General features: G+C 56.1%; 15 protein-coding genes. 1 reads left to right on the forward strand and 14 read right to left on the reverse strand.

Annotated elements, in window-relative coordinates:
- Positions 1-265: 265 nt before the first annotated feature.
- The 4 genes from G3T16_RS04185 to G3T16_RS04200 all read right to left on the reverse strand — a co-directional run bounded on the left by G3T16_RS04185 (position 266) and on the right by G3T16_RS04200 (position 5,214).
- Positions 266-1,492, reverse strand: coding sequence for an ISL3 family transposase (locus G3T16_RS04185; protein ID WP_163493957.1), 1,227 nt, complete (start codon positions 1,490-1,492; stop codon positions 266-268).
- A 131-nt stretch (positions 1,493-1,623) separates the two neighbouring features.
- Complete coding sequence (locus G3T16_RS04190; RefSeq protein WP_163493958.1) at positions 1,624-3,054, reverse strand: pyridoxal phosphate-dependent decarboxylase family protein; 1,431 nt, start codon at positions 3,052-3,054, stop codon at positions 1,624-1,626.
- Positions 3,041-3,661, reverse strand: coding sequence for a hypothetical protein (locus tag G3T16_RS04195; protein ID WP_163493959.1), 621 nt, complete (start codon positions 3,659-3,661; stop codon positions 3,041-3,043). Before G3T16_RS04195 ends, G3T16_RS04190 begins: the two co-directional genes overlap by 14 nt.
- Positions 3,586-5,214 (reverse strand): hypothetical protein, encoded by a 1,629-nt coding sequence (locus tag G3T16_RS04200; protein ID WP_163493960.1) that lies wholly within the window; start codon positions 5,212-5,214, stop codon positions 3,586-3,588. Before G3T16_RS04200 ends, G3T16_RS04195 begins: the two co-directional genes overlap by 76 nt.
- A gap of 490 nt (positions 5,215-5,704) precedes the next feature.
- Between G3T16_RS04200 and G3T16_RS04205 the strand changes: the two genes are divergently transcribed.
- Positions 5,705-6,856: a sugar-transfer associated ATP-grasp domain-containing protein gene (locus G3T16_RS04205; RefSeq protein ID WP_163493961.1), complete on the forward strand. Its 1,152-nt coding sequence runs from the start codon at positions 5,705-5,707 to the stop codon at positions 6,854-6,856.
- A gap of 176 nt (positions 6,857-7,032) precedes the next feature.
- On the opposite strand, the gene G3T16_RS04210 is transcribed toward G3T16_RS04205, so the two are convergent.
- The 10 genes from G3T16_RS04210 to G3T16_RS04255 form a co-directional block, all read right to left on the reverse strand.
- Positions 7,033-8,124 (reverse strand): sugar-transfer associated ATP-grasp domain-containing protein, encoded by a 1,092-nt coding sequence (locus G3T16_RS04210; protein ID WP_163493962.1) that lies wholly within the window; start codon positions 8,122-8,124, stop codon positions 7,033-7,035.
- Between the two features lie 46 nt (positions 8,125-8,170).
- Positions 8,171-9,574, reverse strand: coding sequence for a hypothetical protein (locus G3T16_RS04215; protein WP_163493963.1), 1,404 nt, complete (start codon positions 9,572-9,574; stop codon positions 8,171-8,173).
- A 278-nt stretch (positions 9,575-9,852) separates the two neighbouring features.
- Positions 9,853-10,935: a sugar-transfer associated ATP-grasp domain-containing protein gene (locus G3T16_RS04220; RefSeq protein WP_163493964.1), complete on the reverse strand. Its 1,083-nt coding sequence runs from the start codon at positions 10,933-10,935 to the stop codon at positions 9,853-9,855.
- A gap of 2 nt (positions 10,936-10,937) precedes the next feature.
- Positions 10,938-11,945 (reverse strand): polysaccharide deacetylase family protein, encoded by a 1,008-nt coding sequence (locus G3T16_RS04225; protein ID WP_163493965.1) that lies wholly within the window; start codon positions 11,943-11,945, stop codon positions 10,938-10,940.
- On the reverse strand, positions 11,942-12,853 hold the full coding sequence (locus tag G3T16_RS04230; protein WP_163493966.1) for a hypothetical protein: 912 nt from the start codon (positions 12,851-12,853) through the stop codon (positions 11,942-11,944). The genes G3T16_RS04225 and G3T16_RS04230 overlap by 4 nt, the downstream gene beginning before the upstream one ends.
- Positions 12,850-14,358, reverse strand: a complete 1,509-nt coding sequence (locus G3T16_RS04235) for a lipopolysaccharide biosynthesis protein (protein WP_163493967.1) — start codon at positions 14,356-14,358, stop codon at positions 12,850-12,852. The genes G3T16_RS04230 and G3T16_RS04235 overlap by 4 nt, the downstream gene beginning before the upstream one ends.
- Positions 14,359-14,362: 4 nt before the next feature.
- Positions 14,363-15,703 (reverse strand): putative O-glycosylation ligase, exosortase A system-associated, encoded by a 1,341-nt coding sequence (locus G3T16_RS04240; protein WP_163493968.1) that lies wholly within the window; start codon positions 15,701-15,703, stop codon positions 14,363-14,365.
- A gap of 79 nt (positions 15,704-15,782) precedes the next feature.
- Positions 15,783-17,138: a phenylacetate--CoA ligase family protein gene (locus G3T16_RS04245; RefSeq protein ID WP_163493969.1), complete on the reverse strand. Its 1,356-nt coding sequence runs from the start codon at positions 17,136-17,138 to the stop codon at positions 15,783-15,785.
- Positions 17,135-18,271 (reverse strand): glycosyltransferase family 4 protein, encoded by a 1,137-nt coding sequence (locus G3T16_RS04250; RefSeq protein WP_163493970.1) that lies wholly within the window; start codon positions 18,269-18,271, stop codon positions 17,135-17,137. Before G3T16_RS04250 ends, G3T16_RS04245 begins: the two co-directional genes overlap by 4 nt.
- Complete coding sequence (locus tag G3T16_RS04255) at positions 18,268-19,467, reverse strand: TIGR04063 family PEP-CTERM/XrtA system glycosyltransferase (RefSeq protein ID WP_163493971.1); 1,200 nt, start codon at positions 19,465-19,467, stop codon at positions 18,268-18,270. The genes G3T16_RS04250 and G3T16_RS04255 overlap by 4 nt, the downstream gene beginning before the upstream one ends.
- Positions 19,468-19,474 lie beyond the last annotated feature (7 nt).

Here is a 19,474-nt window from a genome sequence, read left to right on the forward strand (position 1 = left end):
GCAATTTCCATGTTTTGGAATGGAATCCTCGTCGTAACGATCCAAGACGAGCTATTATTGGTAGCGAACTATCCGTCCGCATCTCATCCAAAATGAACTGCCTGACGGACCGCCTTGACTTTGAGCTCCTTATTAGAAGTTTTATGAGCGTCCACATAGATCTCTTCCATCAGGCTGGCAACGGGCGGTGAACTCTATACTTGTCATGGTTGGTGAAAATGATTTCCTGTCAAAGAATACAATACTGTATAGAAAGGGGTCTTCCCTAATTCAGGTGGGCGGGCAATAGGCGTAAGCCTCCCAAATGAAACAGGATCGCTGTCTTAAAGCGCTCTTTATTTCTAAACCCTCGCGCGCGAACCTTTAGCAGCTTGATTCTGCTGTTGATACTTTCTGCTCCAGCATTGCTTTTTCCATGAACAATGGCATTAATGATGCCCCAAAGGTTCTTTTTAATGCTGGCGGCTACTGTTTTAATCGGACCCAGCCGGCATCTGGCTGCCCAGCTATACCAACGGCTCCAAGCTCTCTGAGCCCAGCCCCGACTCGAGTAATTCCATAACTGCATCGCGTACTGCCTAATTGCCCATGCTCGAGCTGTTTTCTTTGCCACTTTAGAAAGCGCACTAATGGTGTCTCGGTGGTGGCGTTTTAAACTGGCCTCGGAGCGCAACCAACTAAAGCGAGATAGATGTAAAGGCTTTTTATAATCGGTTGGGACGCATCGCATCTCCTGCTTCCTGATGGCATCAACGGCTTTGTTTAGGTCCATAGCCACATGAAATTTATCAAAGCAGATTTTTTGATCCCAATCACTCAAGTGCTCTTTGGTGGCCGAAAGGTACGCCGGCGACATATCCATGCTGACGGTTTCAATTGATTTTAGATCCCACTCCGACAGGCTTTTATAGAAGTCACCGAGACTGCCTTTAGTGCGATCATCCCGGATATCAACTACCTGACCTGAATCATTGGAGATAATGGTTAAATACCTGTGTCCCTTCTTGCTGCTAATTTCATCAACAGCAATATGGTGGTAATCCACCGATTGGCGGGCAGACAGACCACGCTCTACCGCACGGCGCATGATTCCGTCGATGGCATTCCAGCTGAGTCCTAAGCGACGGCTCACTGCATTGATACTGGCTTCTTTGAGCCATTTGATCGCCATCGCTTCAAACAGAAGCGTAAATCGGGAATTCCTTTCTGCCCAAGGAACATCGACCTGTAAGACGCCATGCTCATGGCATTGAGCCCTGGGCACAGCGCCATGGACAATGGTCTGGAACTGACAAGTGTCCAGATGTCGCCAACTCTTATCGCGGGTGTCGTAACGGGGACATGCCGAACCACACGCAGGACAGAGGATTTCAGTATCCCGATCGTACTCGATATACACATGAACCACCTCGTCCTCGGACAGCTCGACATGCTCAACAGCCCAAGGATCACGAAGCCCAAGAATGCGTTCGTAGAGTGACAATTCATCCATTGACTAACCAGGCCAATTCCGACAATTTAGAGCCTGGTATTTTAGGGGGAGAGCGGGGAAATGGCTATGGATCCACCCGAATAGGGGAAGACCCATAGAAAAGTCATTGTCGGTCCAATTAATTTGGCAATTCATAGCTGCCTATCCCGAGCGGCCACGACTGCATGCAAAGCACGGGCTACATCGGCTCTTCTGGTCCGATGATTTGTTATCGCTGCCCGCAAATACGTAACATTGTTGATATTGGTCGTCGAAAACACTGCAGCCCCCTCGATCTGTAACCGTTGGGCGATTGCAACATTCATCTCACTCTGTTCTGCTCCGCCCAGCCTGCCGTCTGCAGTAAAGACGCACAGGCTCGAGACGACGGGCGCCTGCAGTTGCATTGCTCCGTCCTCCGCGATCAATTCAGCCATATACTGCGCCAGCTGACAGCAGCGCGTGATCGCCTGGCCTAATTTCTGGGGGCCATAGCTTCGCAGGGCGGCCCAGACCTTTAGCGCCCGATTACCTCGGGACAGATCTATACCATAGTCACAATACCACGGTTCGCCGCCCGCAAGACCCTGGTCGTAACTGGTCAGATAAGAGGGGCGCATGGAAAAGGCCTGTCGGTGCTCGTGTTCATCACGAATAAGTACCAGTCCGCAGTCATATTGCACGAACATCCACTTGTGAAAGTCACAGGCCAGCGAATCCGCCAATTCGATGCCGTCAGAAAGTCCTCGCCAGGGCTCTTCCGCAAGCCTTGTCCAGGCTCCGAAGGCGCCATCAACATGCAACCAGACGTCCTCTTCAGCAGCGACCGAAGCGAGTTCTTTCAGATCATCAAATTTACCCAGATCTACCGAGCCCGCAGTAGCTATAATCGCAAAGGGCATGGCACCGGCTGCGCGGTCCCTTGCGATTTCCTTTCGCAGCAGATGAGGATCCATCCCCCGCTCGTTCTCGGGTATGATCCGCAGATTTTCGCTGCCTATCCCGAGCAACTCAACCGCCTTGCGAATGGCACTGTGCGTACCGGGACCCGTATAGGCCGTGAGCCACTGCCCCGCTTGACCTGAAACCCTGACCTCGGGACCAAGTGCCCTGACCCGAGCCGCCGCCAGCGCAATGACTGTGGCCTGAGATGTTCCTGCCACCAGAACACCACTCGCGCCAGCCGGAAACCCCATTGCGGACTTGGTCCAGTCGATGACCTCCCGCTCCATGTACGTCATGCCATGATCCCGGCCGCCACAGTTGCTGTTCATGGCGGCACTGGCCATTTCAGTCAGAAGACCGGTAGCCAGACCGGTTCCATGCACCCACCCGAAAAAACGCGGGTGGGTATTCCCGGTCGCGTAGGGCATCACATCGGTCTTGAGAGCGGCTACAAGTTCGTTCATGTCCAGTGGCGATTCGCCGATCAGGTAGCGTTGATGAATGTCTTCAGGCACCGGCCTCCAGGGGTAATCCTCCACACACTGCAACCTGTGGATGCATTCATCGAGCAGGTCATGTACAGCTTTCGCGAAGCTCTGCCAGTTATCTGGATCGAGCCCCTCTTCATGTGACGGCATTATCAATTCTCCACCAGTTCTCCGCCAAAAATTCAAGCTTGTCGATTGCACGTATCAGGTCGGATATTTCCGATTCCAGTGCCGCCGCAGTAGCGCCAGCTCCGGCATAGGCGACGATATTGAAAAATCGCACGCCAATAACCAGTCGAAGAATGGCCCGCCGTGCCTCCGCAGACCCCAACTCAGCCGGCTGCCCTATGTGAAATTCCTGGCTCAGCATGGACTGCTGCGCAAGTGAGACAGCGGGAAAGAGGTCACGGACATCCTCGTTAAGCAGTTCGAAGATCCTTCGACAGCTTTGCGCTCCCATCGGCGTGACTGAGCCATCCCACCGCCGTGCAAACACTTCAAACGACACGATAGAGTCCCTGAGCGGATGGGAATTCTCCCATTCATGCCGCCCATTATTGTACGGCTCAAGCAATTGCAAGTACTCACTACCCTGCAGCCGCTTTTCGACTTCATCCCGAAAGCGATGGAATGCCGCGAGAGATTGTTCCTCGGACACATTCCGCGCCAACTCCGCTTCAATCAGTGCCGGCAGCCAACGGATCGGCGCACCAAACTGGGGGTCACTCTGGGTAGGGTCATCTGCGCCGACCACCACCTCGACCAGTCCTCCGAATATCCCGCGCCGGGCTGCATCAGGGCTTTGACACCGTCGATTCTTTCCCGCATTGATAACGGGACCAGAATCGCACCAGAGAATGCCGGTCCGGTGAGCGCCTTGGAACCGGATAACTGCACCATCCAGCCACGGCGCACCAGAGCGCCCAGCTCGTGAAAGTCGATCCGCATCTGACAGGCATCCACTACCACGTCTACACGATCTGGCGCCAAAGCCACAAGCTTGTCCACGACTGTCAGTGAAGGACCGCTCAGACCGGTCTTCGATCCAAGCAACACATGGGCCAGCACCCTGCTGCCTTGTTCCAACGCAGCCATGCCCAGCGTTTCAAATTCCCTGTCAACGTCTGCCAAATGCAGGACCGCGCCTGCGGCATCCCGTAACCCCACGTTCAGGACGCTGACCTGAACTTCAGACCAAATCGTCTGGCCCTTGCCAATCTCCACGCCGGTCGAACTCTGATCGTCGAAATAGCAACCGGAGGCAGCGAGCTTTACGCCCCGGCCCGTCTCTTCCGGTGAGACCAGCACGTTCACCAAAGGCGTATCCTTTCCTGCTGCAAGAGCCAGCAGAACAGAGAGTACCTCTGTATCCGTCCCGGATGGTGCAATAACGCCATCGGCTTCCTCATCGGCCAACCCGCACAGCTCGCGGAGCGTGGCTACGACGGCATCGGAGAGGGCCCGTCTGACGCCGTGGTTACTGTCATGTTTCTCCAGAACCTGTAGTGCCAAATCCCGCCGCAGTACATCACAGACCATAAATCCATGGTCGGAGATTGAAGACGCCGTCGATGAAGAAAAATGCACTGCCTCGGGACGCGGGCGCACTGTAGTGCCATAACGGTTTTTGCCTGTACGGCCGTCAATCACAAGTCTCGAATCGCCATTGGAGGACAATAAATGTTCAATTGGCAGGCTCAGCGCTGAGTCAACGACCTCAGACTCCTCCTCTGTCGGCGGCAAGATTTTTATACCCACCATATCGACCAGCCACGACATGAGCGTCGAGGAAGGCTTCATCATCCTGGATCCAATCATTTCCCGCGATATGTCCTCAGGCATCCCATTCAAAACCAGGGCCCGATCGCTGATGGTCAGCATCTTGAGCAAGCTGGAGCCGTGTCTGAGGACGCCCAGGAGCTTTGAATAGCTCAGCTCTCCTCGCTGCACGACCGAGGCTGCCTCCAGGCCCCAGCGTGTCACTGCCGCAATGGCGGGGACACTACTTAAAAGCGTAGGCGGTATGAGCAGGAGATCGGGAGATTTGAGCCGGAAAGGCATATCGCCTTCCCGCCCTAGCGCAATGAAACACTGTGCGCTAGGCAACAGAGCGGCCATAGCGGGATCCGACAGTAATTTTTGCCGCAATAACTGATGGGTAACAATCCGTTCGGGTGATCTGCCAGCAACCAGATCTGGTCTGGAAGGCTGTACGCCTATTTCTGTGCAGAATCCAGCATATTGTCTCTCTATAATCTGATCTCGGTTCAGGCCGGTAGCGATGGCTGACTGGCAGGCGCTTTCCTGCATGCTGTTTGTTCTCCTTTCGGACTATGCTAGGGGATTATAGCCTTATGTCCGAATACCACTGACATTTTTCTCAGCAGCTTGCCAAATAGCTTTCGCATGCTGAACCAGAAGACGTTCTTGGGGAAGGAAACACGGAATAGTCCGGATTTACACGAATGACGCACACAAAGGTGTCCTCCATGTAGAAATTAAGAACCGAGGAGCAAAATCGCCTAACCACCTGCCGCATATAGTCAGCATAGCGGCTAAAGTTTCACACAAAAGACCAGGAGAGTCCCGCATCGCCGACTTGCCGTTGCCTGACCCACGCAATATCACTGGCCATTCAGCTAATCAGTCTCGTCAGTACAAGTACAGTACTAGTAAACGTTGAGATTTTGATATACTTTTGGGCAGGTCCCTCGGACTGATACCGACCCGCGGCGATTACCACAACTGCCGGTCACAACCGGAGAAGCCCATAAATGGGGCTGGATAATTTAGGAACCGTATGTTGTTCGCAAGAAAACTCCGTCGCTGGATAGGTTACGGCCTGCAACTGGGCTCAGATTTTAGATTGCACCGACATTTTAACTCGCCAGAAATACCGCCCCTCTCACGACGAGTTGTAGAGCAAGCGCGTTTGCTCGTGATCAGTGGAATAAATGGCGAGGACTATTACAACCATGGATTGTACCGCCCAGATCTATCATTCTCTGAAAAATGTAGATTTCTAGGCTTTTATCAGGTTTCCAGGTATTTCAATACAATCAACCCGCCACGTTACGACATTCTCGCCCGCGACAAGATACTTTTCCATTTGCTGGCAAAAGCGCTAAACGTACCCGTGCCGGAGCTCATTGGTGTCACTTCCACGACACAAGAGCCTATGTACGCAAGAGAAATGAAAAGTATAGAAGCCCTCGTGGACTACCTAATGGAACCCGAGAGCCAGAACATTTTCTTGAAGCCCGGAGGCGGCAAGTATGGAGAAGGTGCACTGTCACTTGGACAGAAGATCTCTGGCAGGAACGCGTGGCAACGACTCCCCGGGAATGGCACCATCGATCTGGATGAGATTCTTCATCACGTGCAGTCAAATGGCCAAATTAGACGTTTTATGATACAGAAACGGTTGCGGCCTCATGCGTTACTCGCTGAGATCGTCCCCGATGTTTGTTCGACACTACGCATAATGACCTACACCAAGGACACGCCAAGCTTGATTGGTATATGCCTTCGCATGGGCAACGGCAGAGGACCAACCGACAACGTTTCTGGGGGAGGAGTTGTGATATCGGTAGATATGGAAACAGGTACCCTAGGGGATGTAGTAAGCATCGATTCCGGAACCCCCGCACGCATGACTGCACACCCGACGACCGGCATCGAAATATCTGGAAAGCAGATCCCGGGATGGCCTGTTATTGTTGACATGGTGAAATCGGCCGCGGTTAAATTTTCGTTCATTCCCTGTATTGGGTGGGACATCGCCGTGACTGATGAAGGCCCCGTGATTGTAGAAATTAACACTCAGCCCCGATGTCGTCCCATTCAGGTCGCAAATGACCGCGGCATGCTCGTAGGTGTCTTTCGCGATGCGCTACTAGAGCACGACGGCACAGTTAACTCGGGCTTGCATCTTCGCTATGCTCCTGATTAACGCTTTTAAACTACAGGATCGCTTAGGGGGTCGCCTGATTACCATTCGAGCAATATTTTCCCCCCGACGAATTAGAAAGCAAACCTATGCAAGGGCGAGAAGCTCCATCAGAAGATGCCCTGCGCGAAAGACCCGTTGATACGAAGTGATTCCTCGACACTCCATATACAACTGCATTAAAGTCGACCGACACCATTATCATTAAACAACGCTAGAGCCTCTGGTCGGAATCCCTTTTTATTGACAATCTGGTAGGCGTTTACCTCGTAGGTGCAGTTCGTTTCAAGGAAGTACATATTCTCATTTGTTAATGCAACGTCCCAACCTAATGTTCTCAGAGGCAGAAATTTCTCTGCAGCCAATTGCGTGCTATTGAGAATGAGACCCCATTCTGGCACATAGAACTCACTAAACTTTTCTCCAGTCACCGGGTGAGAATCAAACTCCTCTATAGATTGAGAATTTTTATCCCACCTGAAAGCATTGCTCAGCCTACCGGTTTCGAGATCAATTCCGCATGCTAAATTCCCCAATCCAAAGTTGTCACTCACATTATCTCCTACGGGTATTTTGAGAAGCGCATATGGAACTATCACATCGCCTAAGGAATTAACGTATGTGACAATTCTCATGGTAGTCAACGCATTGTCCTTGACTAGAACGTCGAACGCATCGTGTGAGCGCAAACGGGGTTGGACGAGGTAACGAGTCCCATCAGATAAAATTTTGGAAGCAAAATTTTCAATCGACAACCTTGAATTATCAGCCATGTCGCACACCATTCCAGCCTTAATGCTTATTGCATATAGCCCTGCGCCGTGTGCCCCATTGACTGATTTAATGACAAGATTCTCACCTTCCCTCTCAGCGAGAAAACTGATAACTCCCTGCTTGGTGTTAAGCATCGCCACCTTCCCTGTACCGAGCGATTCCGGGTCAATTGTGGCGAGCACCGGAGGGGTATCAATACGATTCGCACAACAGTAGTCATAGAATTCCAATTTGTCATAAGCGAGTGACCGATATTCAGGAGGATTAACGGATTCTTGCAGTCGGTGCATACTCGGATTAAGCATGAACTTTGATCGTTCCGCGTAGCTTTTGTCGCGAAACGAAAACAACATATAGTTCTCGGGACCAACATTCAGTAAAAATCGGCACAGCAACAGGTCCAGGAATACCCGGGGAATAGTCTTTGGACCTCGCGCCGCTTCCATTCTCGACAGATCGAGATATAGGCGAAACTTCTCACACAATTTGTCAAGCATCGTTTCTCTCGCTCGCCGAAGCTATCGTCTGCAATGCGGCGGTCAATTACCTCAGCGCTATCGATTCTCCAAGCGCACTATCAATCTTGCCGACCAACAGCTCTGGAATTATATGTTCGTCATTTATTCCATAAAGGATACGCCTTTCGACCTCTTCCACATCAAAGACCGACAATGCCTTTTTTACTCCGGACGAAATTTTGCTGTTTACAAACGGGAAATCAGGGTATGCCTGCAGAACCAACGATAGCGCCAGCCTGGACTCCTCCAGGGTTCCAACACACTCCCAAGGTTTAATTCCACCTGAGACAAGTTTCAATATGTGTGCCTGAATAACAGGAGTTCGCAGGATGTCCTCTCCAAAGATGGTAACGATACCTTCCTTCTTGACAAACGGATATAGGGCTAGCGCGGTAAAGGCACATTTTGGACATTCCTTGCACCAAACACCTTGTTTTATCTTCCGATTACATGAAATAAAATGTGAATGATATTTAGTCATATTGGAGAAAAGCATCGCCAGTTGAACATCGTGGAAGGGCCTGAGAATACTAAACACCTCCAAGTCACTACATATACAGCGTTTGATAAATTCGGCGAAACCCTTTTCGAATTCAAAGGATTTAGAATATTGATGATTTACAGGCTCGCCCCTAAATAGTACGTTACCAAAGTTGGCCGACGCTTCATTGCCACTCGCCACATAGCGAGACCCTGTGAGTATGGCGACAACAGCGCCAAGCGCAGCACAAATTCCAGCAAATGGAACATGTCCCCATTGATAACGAGAGAGCCTATGCATTCGGAGGTCCGCCTTGAATGACAATTCAAGTGCATCCAAATTCCCAGATACCTCTATGACCTTGCGTTTCGTATCGTCAGGGTTTACCGACACCCAGGTAAAGGGTTGTTGACACGCCAAGAGCAACTCTGCAGCCACGATAGTGTCTTTACCACCACCATTCAGCATAATAAGCTTATCGGAAACCCGAGCTGTGGGAAGTTCAACAGGAGCATTACCACTTTCCGCGATTACGCGTACTCGTCTGGACGGATTGAGGCCCTGCAGAAAGCGAAATTCAGCGAGCCCCTTCAATAGAAAAATCTCAAAAAACTCAATCGTATCCGAATCAAGCGGACTCGTTTCAATCTTCACACTTTCAAAGTCCGACATCTTGAAGAAGGAAGGGACAAACGTAATAGCGACGGCCGTAAATAGGTAATTGAAGACGTCTCTAGAAAGGCTTCCAAGCTTTTCTGCTAGGGTATTTGGAAAACTCACCACGTAGGTGAATTCTTCATCCATTGCGCGGAAGGCGATACGGACATCGGCACCCTGTAGCAGCAATGCAGAAATGGAAATGCTTTTGTTCCTGGGCAGCGGGTCTTTCATCAGATTATTGGTCGCCTTGACGACACGTTTCACATACTGGAGGCTGTCCATTTTCATTTACTAGTTCCTCGGAATGGTCAATATTATGACAACAGTATCAGAATACCCGCCGCCGAACTTCGAATGCGTATTGGCATGAGCCCCTATGATCAACCTCAGCAGCCTCTATAGCGAGACTGCTCCGAACATATCACAGGTGATCCCTCGCCTTCTGCCTTGAGCAGTGCTGCAGCGACGACAAACATAAGTACTTTTGCATTCTGCAGCTAATCCATCGCCTTGGCCTGCGTCTCCACCACTGACAAGATCCTTGCTTAGTGCACCAAATAACAACCCTATCCATGCAGCCGACTCACAGCAGATAAAATTCTTCGGGAAGCAATATTCGCATGGGCCGCCCCATCCTTGTCCGGCGCCACATTGGCCTCCACAACCACCGGCCCGGCCGGCGTCATGGTGATATCCAGCCCAGCAAAGCGCGTCTGTGGGAGTTTTGACAGCACGTCACAGGAAAGACGGACAATTTCAGGCCATTGGCTCAAGGTCTGGCCCGCCAGTTTCGCCTGATGATCAGGGTGGCGAACAATACCCTGGCGGTGGGGAGTATGCTTGGTCAGTCCCGTCTGCAACATACCCGTATCGATATCGACTGGACACATGATGCCGCCGGCAGAGGCGTTATCGATCGCTGATCCGGCCCTGCCCACACGCAGATAGGCACCTATCACCTCCGTCCTGCCAGGTTCGAATTCAAGCACCCAGATTCGCAGGGTATTGACGCTGGCCGGATTGAACGCTGCAAACTCCTCTGACTGTTGCAGGTATTCCTCGATCACGAATTCCGGCAACTTGCCAGCCACACTGAAAGAGGCAACAAGATCTTCGGCAGTGAGGCTCTGGGCCGAATGCAGCGGGCAAAAGACCGGCGTGCCTTCTGTCATTGAGGCCTTTCCGATCATTACACCGGTCCCTCCCCAGCCTTCCACCGGCTTCAGGCAAATGGTCTGGCCGGCCAGCTGACCCAGCATTTGTTGCAGTTGCCGGGCATCGGCCAGGCTGCCACCCATTTGATCCAACCCCCGACGAGGACTGAAGTAAGCCAGCAGCCTGGCGCTGGGAATCTGGAGTAGCTGATACAGGGCCTTCTCAGCCAGCTTGTTCTGGGTCAGCTTCCGGTAAAGCGGGGGATTCAGCCGGTCCAGTGCACGGTAGTATTGCCGCGCTGAAATATGCTGCCACTTGTCTGCTTCCGCAAACTCCTTTCTGGCCATGCCGGCCACCACAAAATACCGCGGCCCCAGTCCGGTCTTCAGGCAGAACCGCGCGGTCTGCCACAGCAGTCTGCGCAGCGGGATGTCCGCCAGCCTTGCTTCCTCCCTGAGCATGGAGAAAATTGCCATCAGCCGTCGCGCCGCCACGTTCATCGTCCTCCCGGCAAGCAGGCACGGCCCGTCCGCAGCAGGCTCATAAAACCACTCAGCTCCGCCTCGAACTCCAGGTCACTGGTTCCTTCGCCGTCCATGATGCGCGGCAACTCATAGAGAGCGTCATCACGTGCCACCAGTTCATTGCGGGTAGTGGTGGCGGTGTGTATGCCCAGATCCTGCAACACCTCCAGTTGTTCATTGCTGTATTCCCCCCTGGGATAACAAAAGTGCTGCGGCCTGACGCCCACGATACGGTGGATGCTCTCGCGATTACGGTCGATCTCCCCTCTGGCTTCATCGACGCCGACCTCGGAGAATCGATGTTTGTGCGTGTGCAGTTCAATGGCCAGCCCCTGTTGCGCCAGCTTCTGTACGCTCGTACTGGATAGGAACATGAACTTGCCGGTCGCCTCCCAGTCAGCGATGGACTCGCCAAAATATCTGCCCAGTTCCTCCAATATGGGTTGCTCAAACTCTGATCCCATGGTTTTGGCCAGCGCCAGCAGCTGGTCTTCGTCGAGGCTGGACCTCTGGCTGTAAGGCCTGATGCAGCTGTCCGCGGGAATCACAAAATCCCGGCCGTGCTTCCAGAACAGGTAGGACGCGGCCACCTTGAAGACGGGCCTGCGCGCCTCCACGAAATAGGTAGACAGATACAGGGTGGCCGGGAAGCTGTGTTCCCGCAATGCCGGCATCATGCCCTGCTCTATTCCGGCCCAGCCATCATCGATCGTGATCGTCAGGGTATAGGGTTGATATTTTCCGGTTTTGCCCTGCCGATACATTTCGTCCAGGCTCACCGGCTCGAAGCCCCACTGTCGCACCAGTGCCATCCTCCGGGCAAAGGTACCAGCACGCATGAACAGGCCGGGGCGAAACTCGTGCTCGTCCTCCAGCGCAATACCGTGGTAGCACAGGATACGGGGACGGGTAGCCGTCAGACGCGCCGCCACGGCAAACAGCCCGAGGAATTTGCAAAGACGCAGCACAAGGCGCTTCACGGTTCCACCTGCTGTGTTTCCAGCCATCGCAACGCGCAGCGGCGCGGCCAGAACATGGAGTAATTGCGGGGAACATAGCGGCCTGCAGCGTAGGCCTGTTGCCGGGTGGTGGAACTGATCAGGGCTCCGCTGTTCTCGCCCTCGATATGAGAGAAAAACCAGCTGGCACCCTGCCCGGCCAGCATATCATTGATGAAATGCAGGTGAGGGCTTACCTGAACCACCGCGGGGTCATAAAACCAGGCAGCGCCGGCGATACCCTTGATGCCGGGGTTGATGCGCAGCATCCGCGCCAGCCGGATGCAGGTGAGGCGCCAGCTCTGTGCGCTCAGGCTCGGCGCTTCCGACAGATGCACATGCAGCCGAAAAACCGGCCGGTTGCCCCCGGCTGCCAGGCAAGCCCTGACGAACCGCCATCCCTGACGCGCGCCCCCAGTCAGGGCCAGCGACCGCTGCAGCGCGGAGAATGGCTCGATCACCCGTTCACCGGCGGGAAACAGATAGCCACTGACCAGCGCCAGATCCTTGAAAAAGATATCATCGATCTGCCAGTGCCCGGCCGGTGCGGCCAGAATTCGCATGAAGCTCTGCTGGTACAAGGCCTGGACGTCCTCAGTAATTCGGAAGGGCAGTTCCTCCGCATTGAAATCCCGAATAAAGCTCGCCAGCAAAGCCTGCATCATTTGCATCCGGGCCGGTTCGCCGAACCTTTCGACAATGCCCGTTAGCGTATGCTTCAGTTCCGGCACGGCATGGTACGCCTGGTACGCGGTTCGGTCTCGCGCCTGCTGCTGCAGGACCTCGAGTGTCGTATACCCGGCGACGCTCTGTACCGGACTCTGCAGGGAATCAAGCACCCGCTGGGCTTCCAACCGTGGCACCACCCAGCCGGACTCCTGATCGTTCATCGTCTCGCCTGTCGCCATGACGCCAGCCAGTCCAGCACGGCGCGTTCCAGGCCATCGGGGCGGCGTTGCGCATACCACGTCGCCATGCTGACGAAAAAGTAGCTCGCTCCTCCGGCCACCACCAGTACTAGCAGCCGCAACCACTGGGCCTCAACTATCTGGGTCCGCTGCAAGAGCACTACCACCAGGGCCATGACGGCGCAGGAGACGACCGGCCGGAGCAATGCAGACAGCAGTGCGGTAAACGAAAGTTGCAGAAAGCGAAGCATGATCCCCTGCACTACACTCAGTGCAATCAATGTTGTTGCGAGCCGGGCCTGACCGATGCCGATCAGGCCATTGCTGTCGATCAAGGGAAAGAACAGCGCAAAAAACAACATGGTACGGAGGAGATTGATCGTGAACATGACATTGGGCTTGCCACAAGCCATGTAAACATAGCTGTTGTTCACCGTCAGACTGCCCAGTACGCCTGCTATCGCAAATAGCTGGATCAGCGGCGCCATCGGCAGCCATTTGGCGCCCATCACTACCTCCACCAGCAACGGCGCAAGCAGCGCTATACCCAACGCGGCCGGCATGGTAAGAGCGACCGTCATTGCAGAGGTATTCAGGTAGGCGCGCCGCAGTTCGACAAAATCATCCTTGAAGCGAGCATATACGGGGAATGTGGCCCTGTTTATCGGCTTGGCCAATTCCGCAGTCGGTAGCACCGCAATTTCCCTCCCCAGCGAAAAAAAGCCGACGGCCGAAGTTGACAACATGCTCCCGACCAGCAACCCACTCAAACGCTCATTGAGAAACAGCAACACATTGTTCAGTAACAACCACCGGGAAAAGCTGAACAGCTTGTTGAAGGACTTGAAGCCAAACCGGGGCCTGAAGGGGTGCATTATATAGCTGAACACCAGCCTGATAAGCTGGCTGGACACCGTGCCCAGTACCAGCGCCCAGTAATTGCGGTAGACCAGAGCCAGGGTCAGGGTAATGAAGAAACTGATCAACTTTGGAATCAGCTGATAACGCAACTCCTTCCTGAAGTCCATGTCTTTCTGGAAATTCACCACGCCAATATTGGCGGCACCGGAGAAAATGCTGGCCAGTGAGATTACATAGATTACATTTTGCAGCCGCGGCTCTTGATAGAAATCGGCTACCAAGGGCGCCAGCCCCGCCATGCACGCGGCCGCAAAAAAACCAAACACAAAGGTGAATGTCCAGGCGGTATTGTAGTCGTCGGTATTACTGGACTGGCGCTGGATAAGCACAGTCCCCAGTCCCAGGGCGCCAAACAGCTCAATGAATGCGTAGATGGCCATCGCAATCGCGACCAAGCCGAAATCCTCAGGCACCAGCAGCCGGGCCAGCACCACCGAGCTGATCAGACCAATGGACTTGATACTCATGCGGGTGATCACCATGAACCCGGAGCCTGAATACACCTTGTTGTGTACTCGGGTGTTTTGCTCGGGCGTTCGCGGAGTCGTTGGGTGGCTGTCAGTCACTGGTTCAGCCCCTCCTCAACCGCGGTCGGGAGCGGGTCCTGACACCGGTATCGCAAGCCGGCAGCAATTGTTCCCGCCGCATGCTCATCACCGCAATAATACCCAGTATCGCGTACAGTAAATCAAAATAGGCCAGGCTCACATTCGCGCCAGTAATCCCGAAGCCCACCATGGACAAAGTGAGGGCACTGGCCAGTTGGCGGTACCAGGAGTCCTCCTCCTGCTGCCTGCCCAGCCGGGCATTTTTAATGGTGCCGAACAGACCCAGCGCGAGAAACAGCAGGAATATCCCGAGGCCGATGAAGCCGTGGTCACCCAATACCTGGAAATAGATATTGTGCGCTGCCTTGGGCTTGATGTGTTCCGGAATGGGCGGACTCTCCAGGGGCGAGAACTCGGGTGTGTAGGGCGCGTAGTAGTTCCACAAATGAGGTTCTGTTACCGCCCGAAAGCCGCCGCCGGTCAGCGGATAATCCAGCGCTATCAGGGTAGAGACCTTCCATGCCCATATTCGGCCAATGAAGGAACCGTCCTCTTCTGCCGCCGTGGAGACGGTGGCCTGCCGCTCCTGCCAATCGTCCGGCGTACTCTCGTACAGAAGTGGCAGGAACAACAGTGCCCCGATTGCCAACACCACCTTGTGGCGGGACCTCAACCAGAATGCAAAGGCCAGTACTGTCAGGCCAATGAACCCGCCGCGGGAATAGGTGCCGATCACGCTGAGTACGTTCAGGAACAACAGCCCCATCAGCCCCAGTTTCAGCCACTTGTGTTGCGTGGTCTGGATCAGGTAGATCACCAGCGGAATGCACATATTGATCGCCACCGCGAGATCATTGCGGTCGGCAATGATGCCAGGCCGTCCGCGGATCATGTGACTGCCGCCGGACAACACAAACTTCACCGCTTCCATACCCGCGTAGGCGGAGATCGCCAGCACCAGTGCCCACACGAGGGTGTCGATATGCAACCGCTTGCTGATAGTCAGGGTAACGAAGAAAAACAGCAGCAATATCTTGAGGAACTGCGTCCAGTAACTCCATACCCAGGCGGGATCGGAATTGAGGCTGGCGGCGGTGGTCACCAGCGTCCAAAGGCCAAATGCCAGCACCCAGAAGCCGAGGGCATTCATCTGAAAGGCCGGCTTCCGGCTCGCAAACAAATAGGCCAGCGCAGTCACCACCACAATGGTCAGGTTCAGGCGAAAAGTCTGGGAAAATCCGAAGGCCCACTCGGCTGGAGCCATCAGCGCTATCCACGCCCAGGCGGCCACGCCAATATAAGGCCGCTTGAAGGAATAATAGATGGCCACGAACAAAAAGCCGACGAGCAGCAGGTCACGCATTATTCATCGTCCTGCCCGTTGGACCAGTAGAACAGATAACACACGGCGATCACCGCTACCAGCAGGTACAGGCTGTCTATCATCGGGTAGCCACCTTGCTGACAACATAGCGAAACTTGCCGGATTGTTCCCGTGGGATCGCCTCCAGGTATTCCACCGGGACCTCTACCTCTGCACCCAGTCGCTGGCGGAACTGGCGCTGGATTTCTTGCGCCAGGTCGCTACGGTCGACCGCGCCGGTAGCGACCACTTCAACCCGCGTCTGCTGCAGGCTCTCCTGCACAATGCGAAATTCATCTACCCCCGGGATATCCCGCAGCACATAGATCAATGCCAGGCCGTGCAGTACGGTGCCGTCCGCCGCGGTCACGAAATCCGTGGCCCGGCCCTCGACGCTGGCCAGTACCGGCAAACCCCGGCCGCAGGCACAGGGCTCGCTGCCCAGTACGCCGACGTCGCCGGTGCGGTAGCGGACGAAAGGAAATTCACTGGTGAACAGGTGGGTCACCACAATCTCGCCACTCTCCCCGGGCGGCAGGACAGTACCGTCGCCATCGACGATCTCCAGCACCATGTCCTCGGCGGTAATATGCAGGCTGCCTTCAGGACAGGCGTGAGCGATAAAACCGGCGTCGCGGCCACCGTAGCCGTTGGCCACCGGACAGCCGAATACTTGCTCGATACGTTCGCGCTGATGGTCGTACAGCCGCTCCGATGTCACGAAGGCCACCTTGATGCCCAGATTGTCCAGCGGCACGCCCTGTTCCCGGGCGTAATCGGCTATCAGCGCCAACGATGACGGGTAGCCAAACAGCATCGCCGGGCGGCAGTCGCGGATGCGCTGGACGAAGCGGGCCAGATTAGCCTCGGACATTTCGAACGCAGACAGCAGCTCGGTGCGAAACAGCCGGTCGCGCAGCAGCCGGACCCGGTCCTGCGCGCCCAGTTCGATGGGCGAGCCCCAGACCACTATTTCCGGGTCACCGATGTCCACTCCCCACCAGCGGGTCGCACGGCGCTTGGCGGCCACATCGTGGCTGACACGTTCATTGCCCAGGTAAAAGATCAGTGGTTCACCGCTGGAGCCACCGGTATTGAAGCGCTTCAGGCCGCTGGCGCCACGGGCCTTCAGGTCCTCGGTGTGGGCGCGGATGGTGGCCTTGTCGGTCAGCGGCAGCCGCTGCAGATCCGTCAGCGAAGTCAGCTCCGCCGGATCAAAACCAAGCCGGGCGAACAGGGCCTCGTAGTAGGGCACAGTGCTGCCAATGCGCAGCAGGAAGCGGCGCAGATTGTCCAGTTGCAACTGCGCCAGTTGCTCGGGGCTCAGCCACTGGGACTTTTCCATCGCGTTGTGCACGGCAATGGTGTCGTGGCCCTTCAGTTTTTCATGCAGCGGCAACAGCAGTCCGGCCACCAGTTTCTGGTACAGGCTCATGCGGCCACCCTCCGGGCCGGCACACAGGCCTCACTGTAGGCTTGCAGCCACTGCTGCCGCACATTGGGCCAGGCGTAGGCCTCCACTTGCGCGAGGCCGTTGCCGCGCAGCCGCTGTTGCAGCGCGGTATCGTCCAGCAGCCGCAGTATCGCCGCCGCCAGCGCAGTTTCGTCCCGGGGCGGCACCAGCAGGCCCGTTTCCTCGTGGGTCAGAATATAGGGTACGCCGCCCACGTCGGTGGAAATCACCGGCAGACCGCAGGCCAGGGCCTCGAGCACCGAGTTCGGCATATTGTCAACGGTGGTGGGGTTGAGCATGGCATCGGCGCCGGCATAGAGCGCGACGATGTCGTCGCGGTCCAGCCGCCCTTCGAAGCAGACCTGGTCAGCCACACCGTGCTCCCGCGCAAGCGTCCGCAGCGCCCCTTCGGCCGGGCCGCTGCCGGCGATCCGCAGACGCACCCCGGGCCGCGTCTCCAGTACCCGTGCCAGCGCGCGAATCGCAGTATCGATACCGTAGATCGGTTCCAGGTTGCGGGTGATCACCAGCGTGTGAAGGCGCTCGCCACAAGCTGTACCCGCGCTGGCATCACCCTCAGCGGGCTCGCCCGGCGGCACGGGCCGGAACAGCTCGCGGTCGATGATATTCGGAATCACCCGGCTGCGCTGGCCAAATTCGTTGAACACCGCCTGCAGATAGCCGGAGGGGACCACCACATCGGCTGCCAGCCGCAGCGAGGGCCGCACCCGGGCGAATGAACGCCGGAAATACTCCCTGGCCTCGCCACCGCGGTAGTTGACGATCACCGGTGTGCCGCGCCACCGGGCCAGCCACAGTACCGGCGCCGCAAACAACTGCCAGGACCAGCCCGAGTTGGCCATCAGGTGAATCACATCCACCCTTCCGGCCAGCCGCCACACCGCAAACAGGTAGGGCAGCAGCCGGCACAGCGCGCGCAGGCCCGGTACCCGCGCCAGGAATGCCGGCCGGATCGGTGCATTGGTAGCGAGCAGGCTCACATCGATATTTTCTGCCCGCAGCAAACGCTGCAGCTGCAGGGTCTGCATGGCCATGCCGCCGTTGGGTGGGGGCACCGGCCCCACCAGGCCCAGACGCATGGTTGCGATACTCATGACAGCGCCCCGTATACCGCCGGGTAGCGGCTGACACTGGCGGTCCAGGTACGCTCCTGTTCGACATAGGCCCGGCCCCGGTCGCGCATGCCCTGCCAGTCGTCGCGCCGCGCCAACAGGTCCGCCACCGCGGCGGCCAGGGCATCCGGCTGAGCGGCCGCGAACAGCATGCCTGTATCGCCGTGGCGAATCAGTTCACGGTGGCCGCCTACGTCCGAGGCCACCACCAGCCGGCCCTGGGCCATGGCTTCCAGTGGTTTCAGCGGGGTCACCAGCTCGGTCAGCCGCATCGGCAATCGGGGGTAGACGAAGATATCCACCAGGTTGTAGTAGTCCTGCACCTGATCGTGGGGCACCCGGCCGGTCAGGATGACCGCCTCGGCCAGGCCCTGTTCGGCAACAATCTGTTTGATCAGCGCTTCCTGTGGACCGCCACCCACCAGCAGCAGGCGCAGCTCCGGATTGCTACGCAACAGCCCGGGCAGCGCCTGCAGCAACGACGGGATGCCCTCATAGGCATAGAAGGAGCCGATAAAGCCCAGCACCGTCTTGCCTGTCAGGCCCAGTTGCTGCTGCAGCTCCGGGCGCGCGGAGGCACCGAAGGTGAAATTGTCCGTGTCCACGGCGTTCGGAATCACGGTTATCTTGCCGGCAGCAATACCGCGGCTGGCAATCTCGGCGCGCAGGCCTTCACAGATCGTGGTCACGGCATCCACGCGCCGGAACACATGGGTTTCCAGCGCTCGGGTCAGGCGGTAGCGCAGGCCGCCCTCGCTGCTGGTACCGTGGTCTACCGCGGCATCCTCCCAGAAGGCACGGCATTCATAGACCACCGGCAAACCCAGCTTGCGGCCGGCGCGCAGCGCGGCCAGCCCGTTCAGGGCCGGCGAGTGAGCGTGCAGCAGATCGGGCTTTTCAATCGCGGCCACCTGTTCGATGCGCCTTGCCAGGGTGCTCACCACCTCCCACTGATTCAGCAGGGGCAGCCGCGCCAGCATGCCGCCATCGGCGGCAGTACGGTAGAAGTGCAGGCCGTCCACATCCTCCTCCAGCGCCGTGGCCGGACCCTGCTTGAGCCCGGTGACATGGGCCGTATGCCAGCCCAGTGCATGCTGCCCGCGCAGCAAATTGCGGCTGCGGAAGGTGTAGCCGCTGTGCAGCGGGATGGAGTGGTCCAGCACATGGAGGATACGCATCGTCACC

It is taken from the genome of Kineobactrum salinum, assembly GCF_010669285.1.
In the GTDB taxonomy this organism is placed as follows: Bacteria; Pseudomonadota; Gammaproteobacteria; order Pseudomonadales; family Halieaceae; genus Kineobactrum; species Kineobactrum salinum.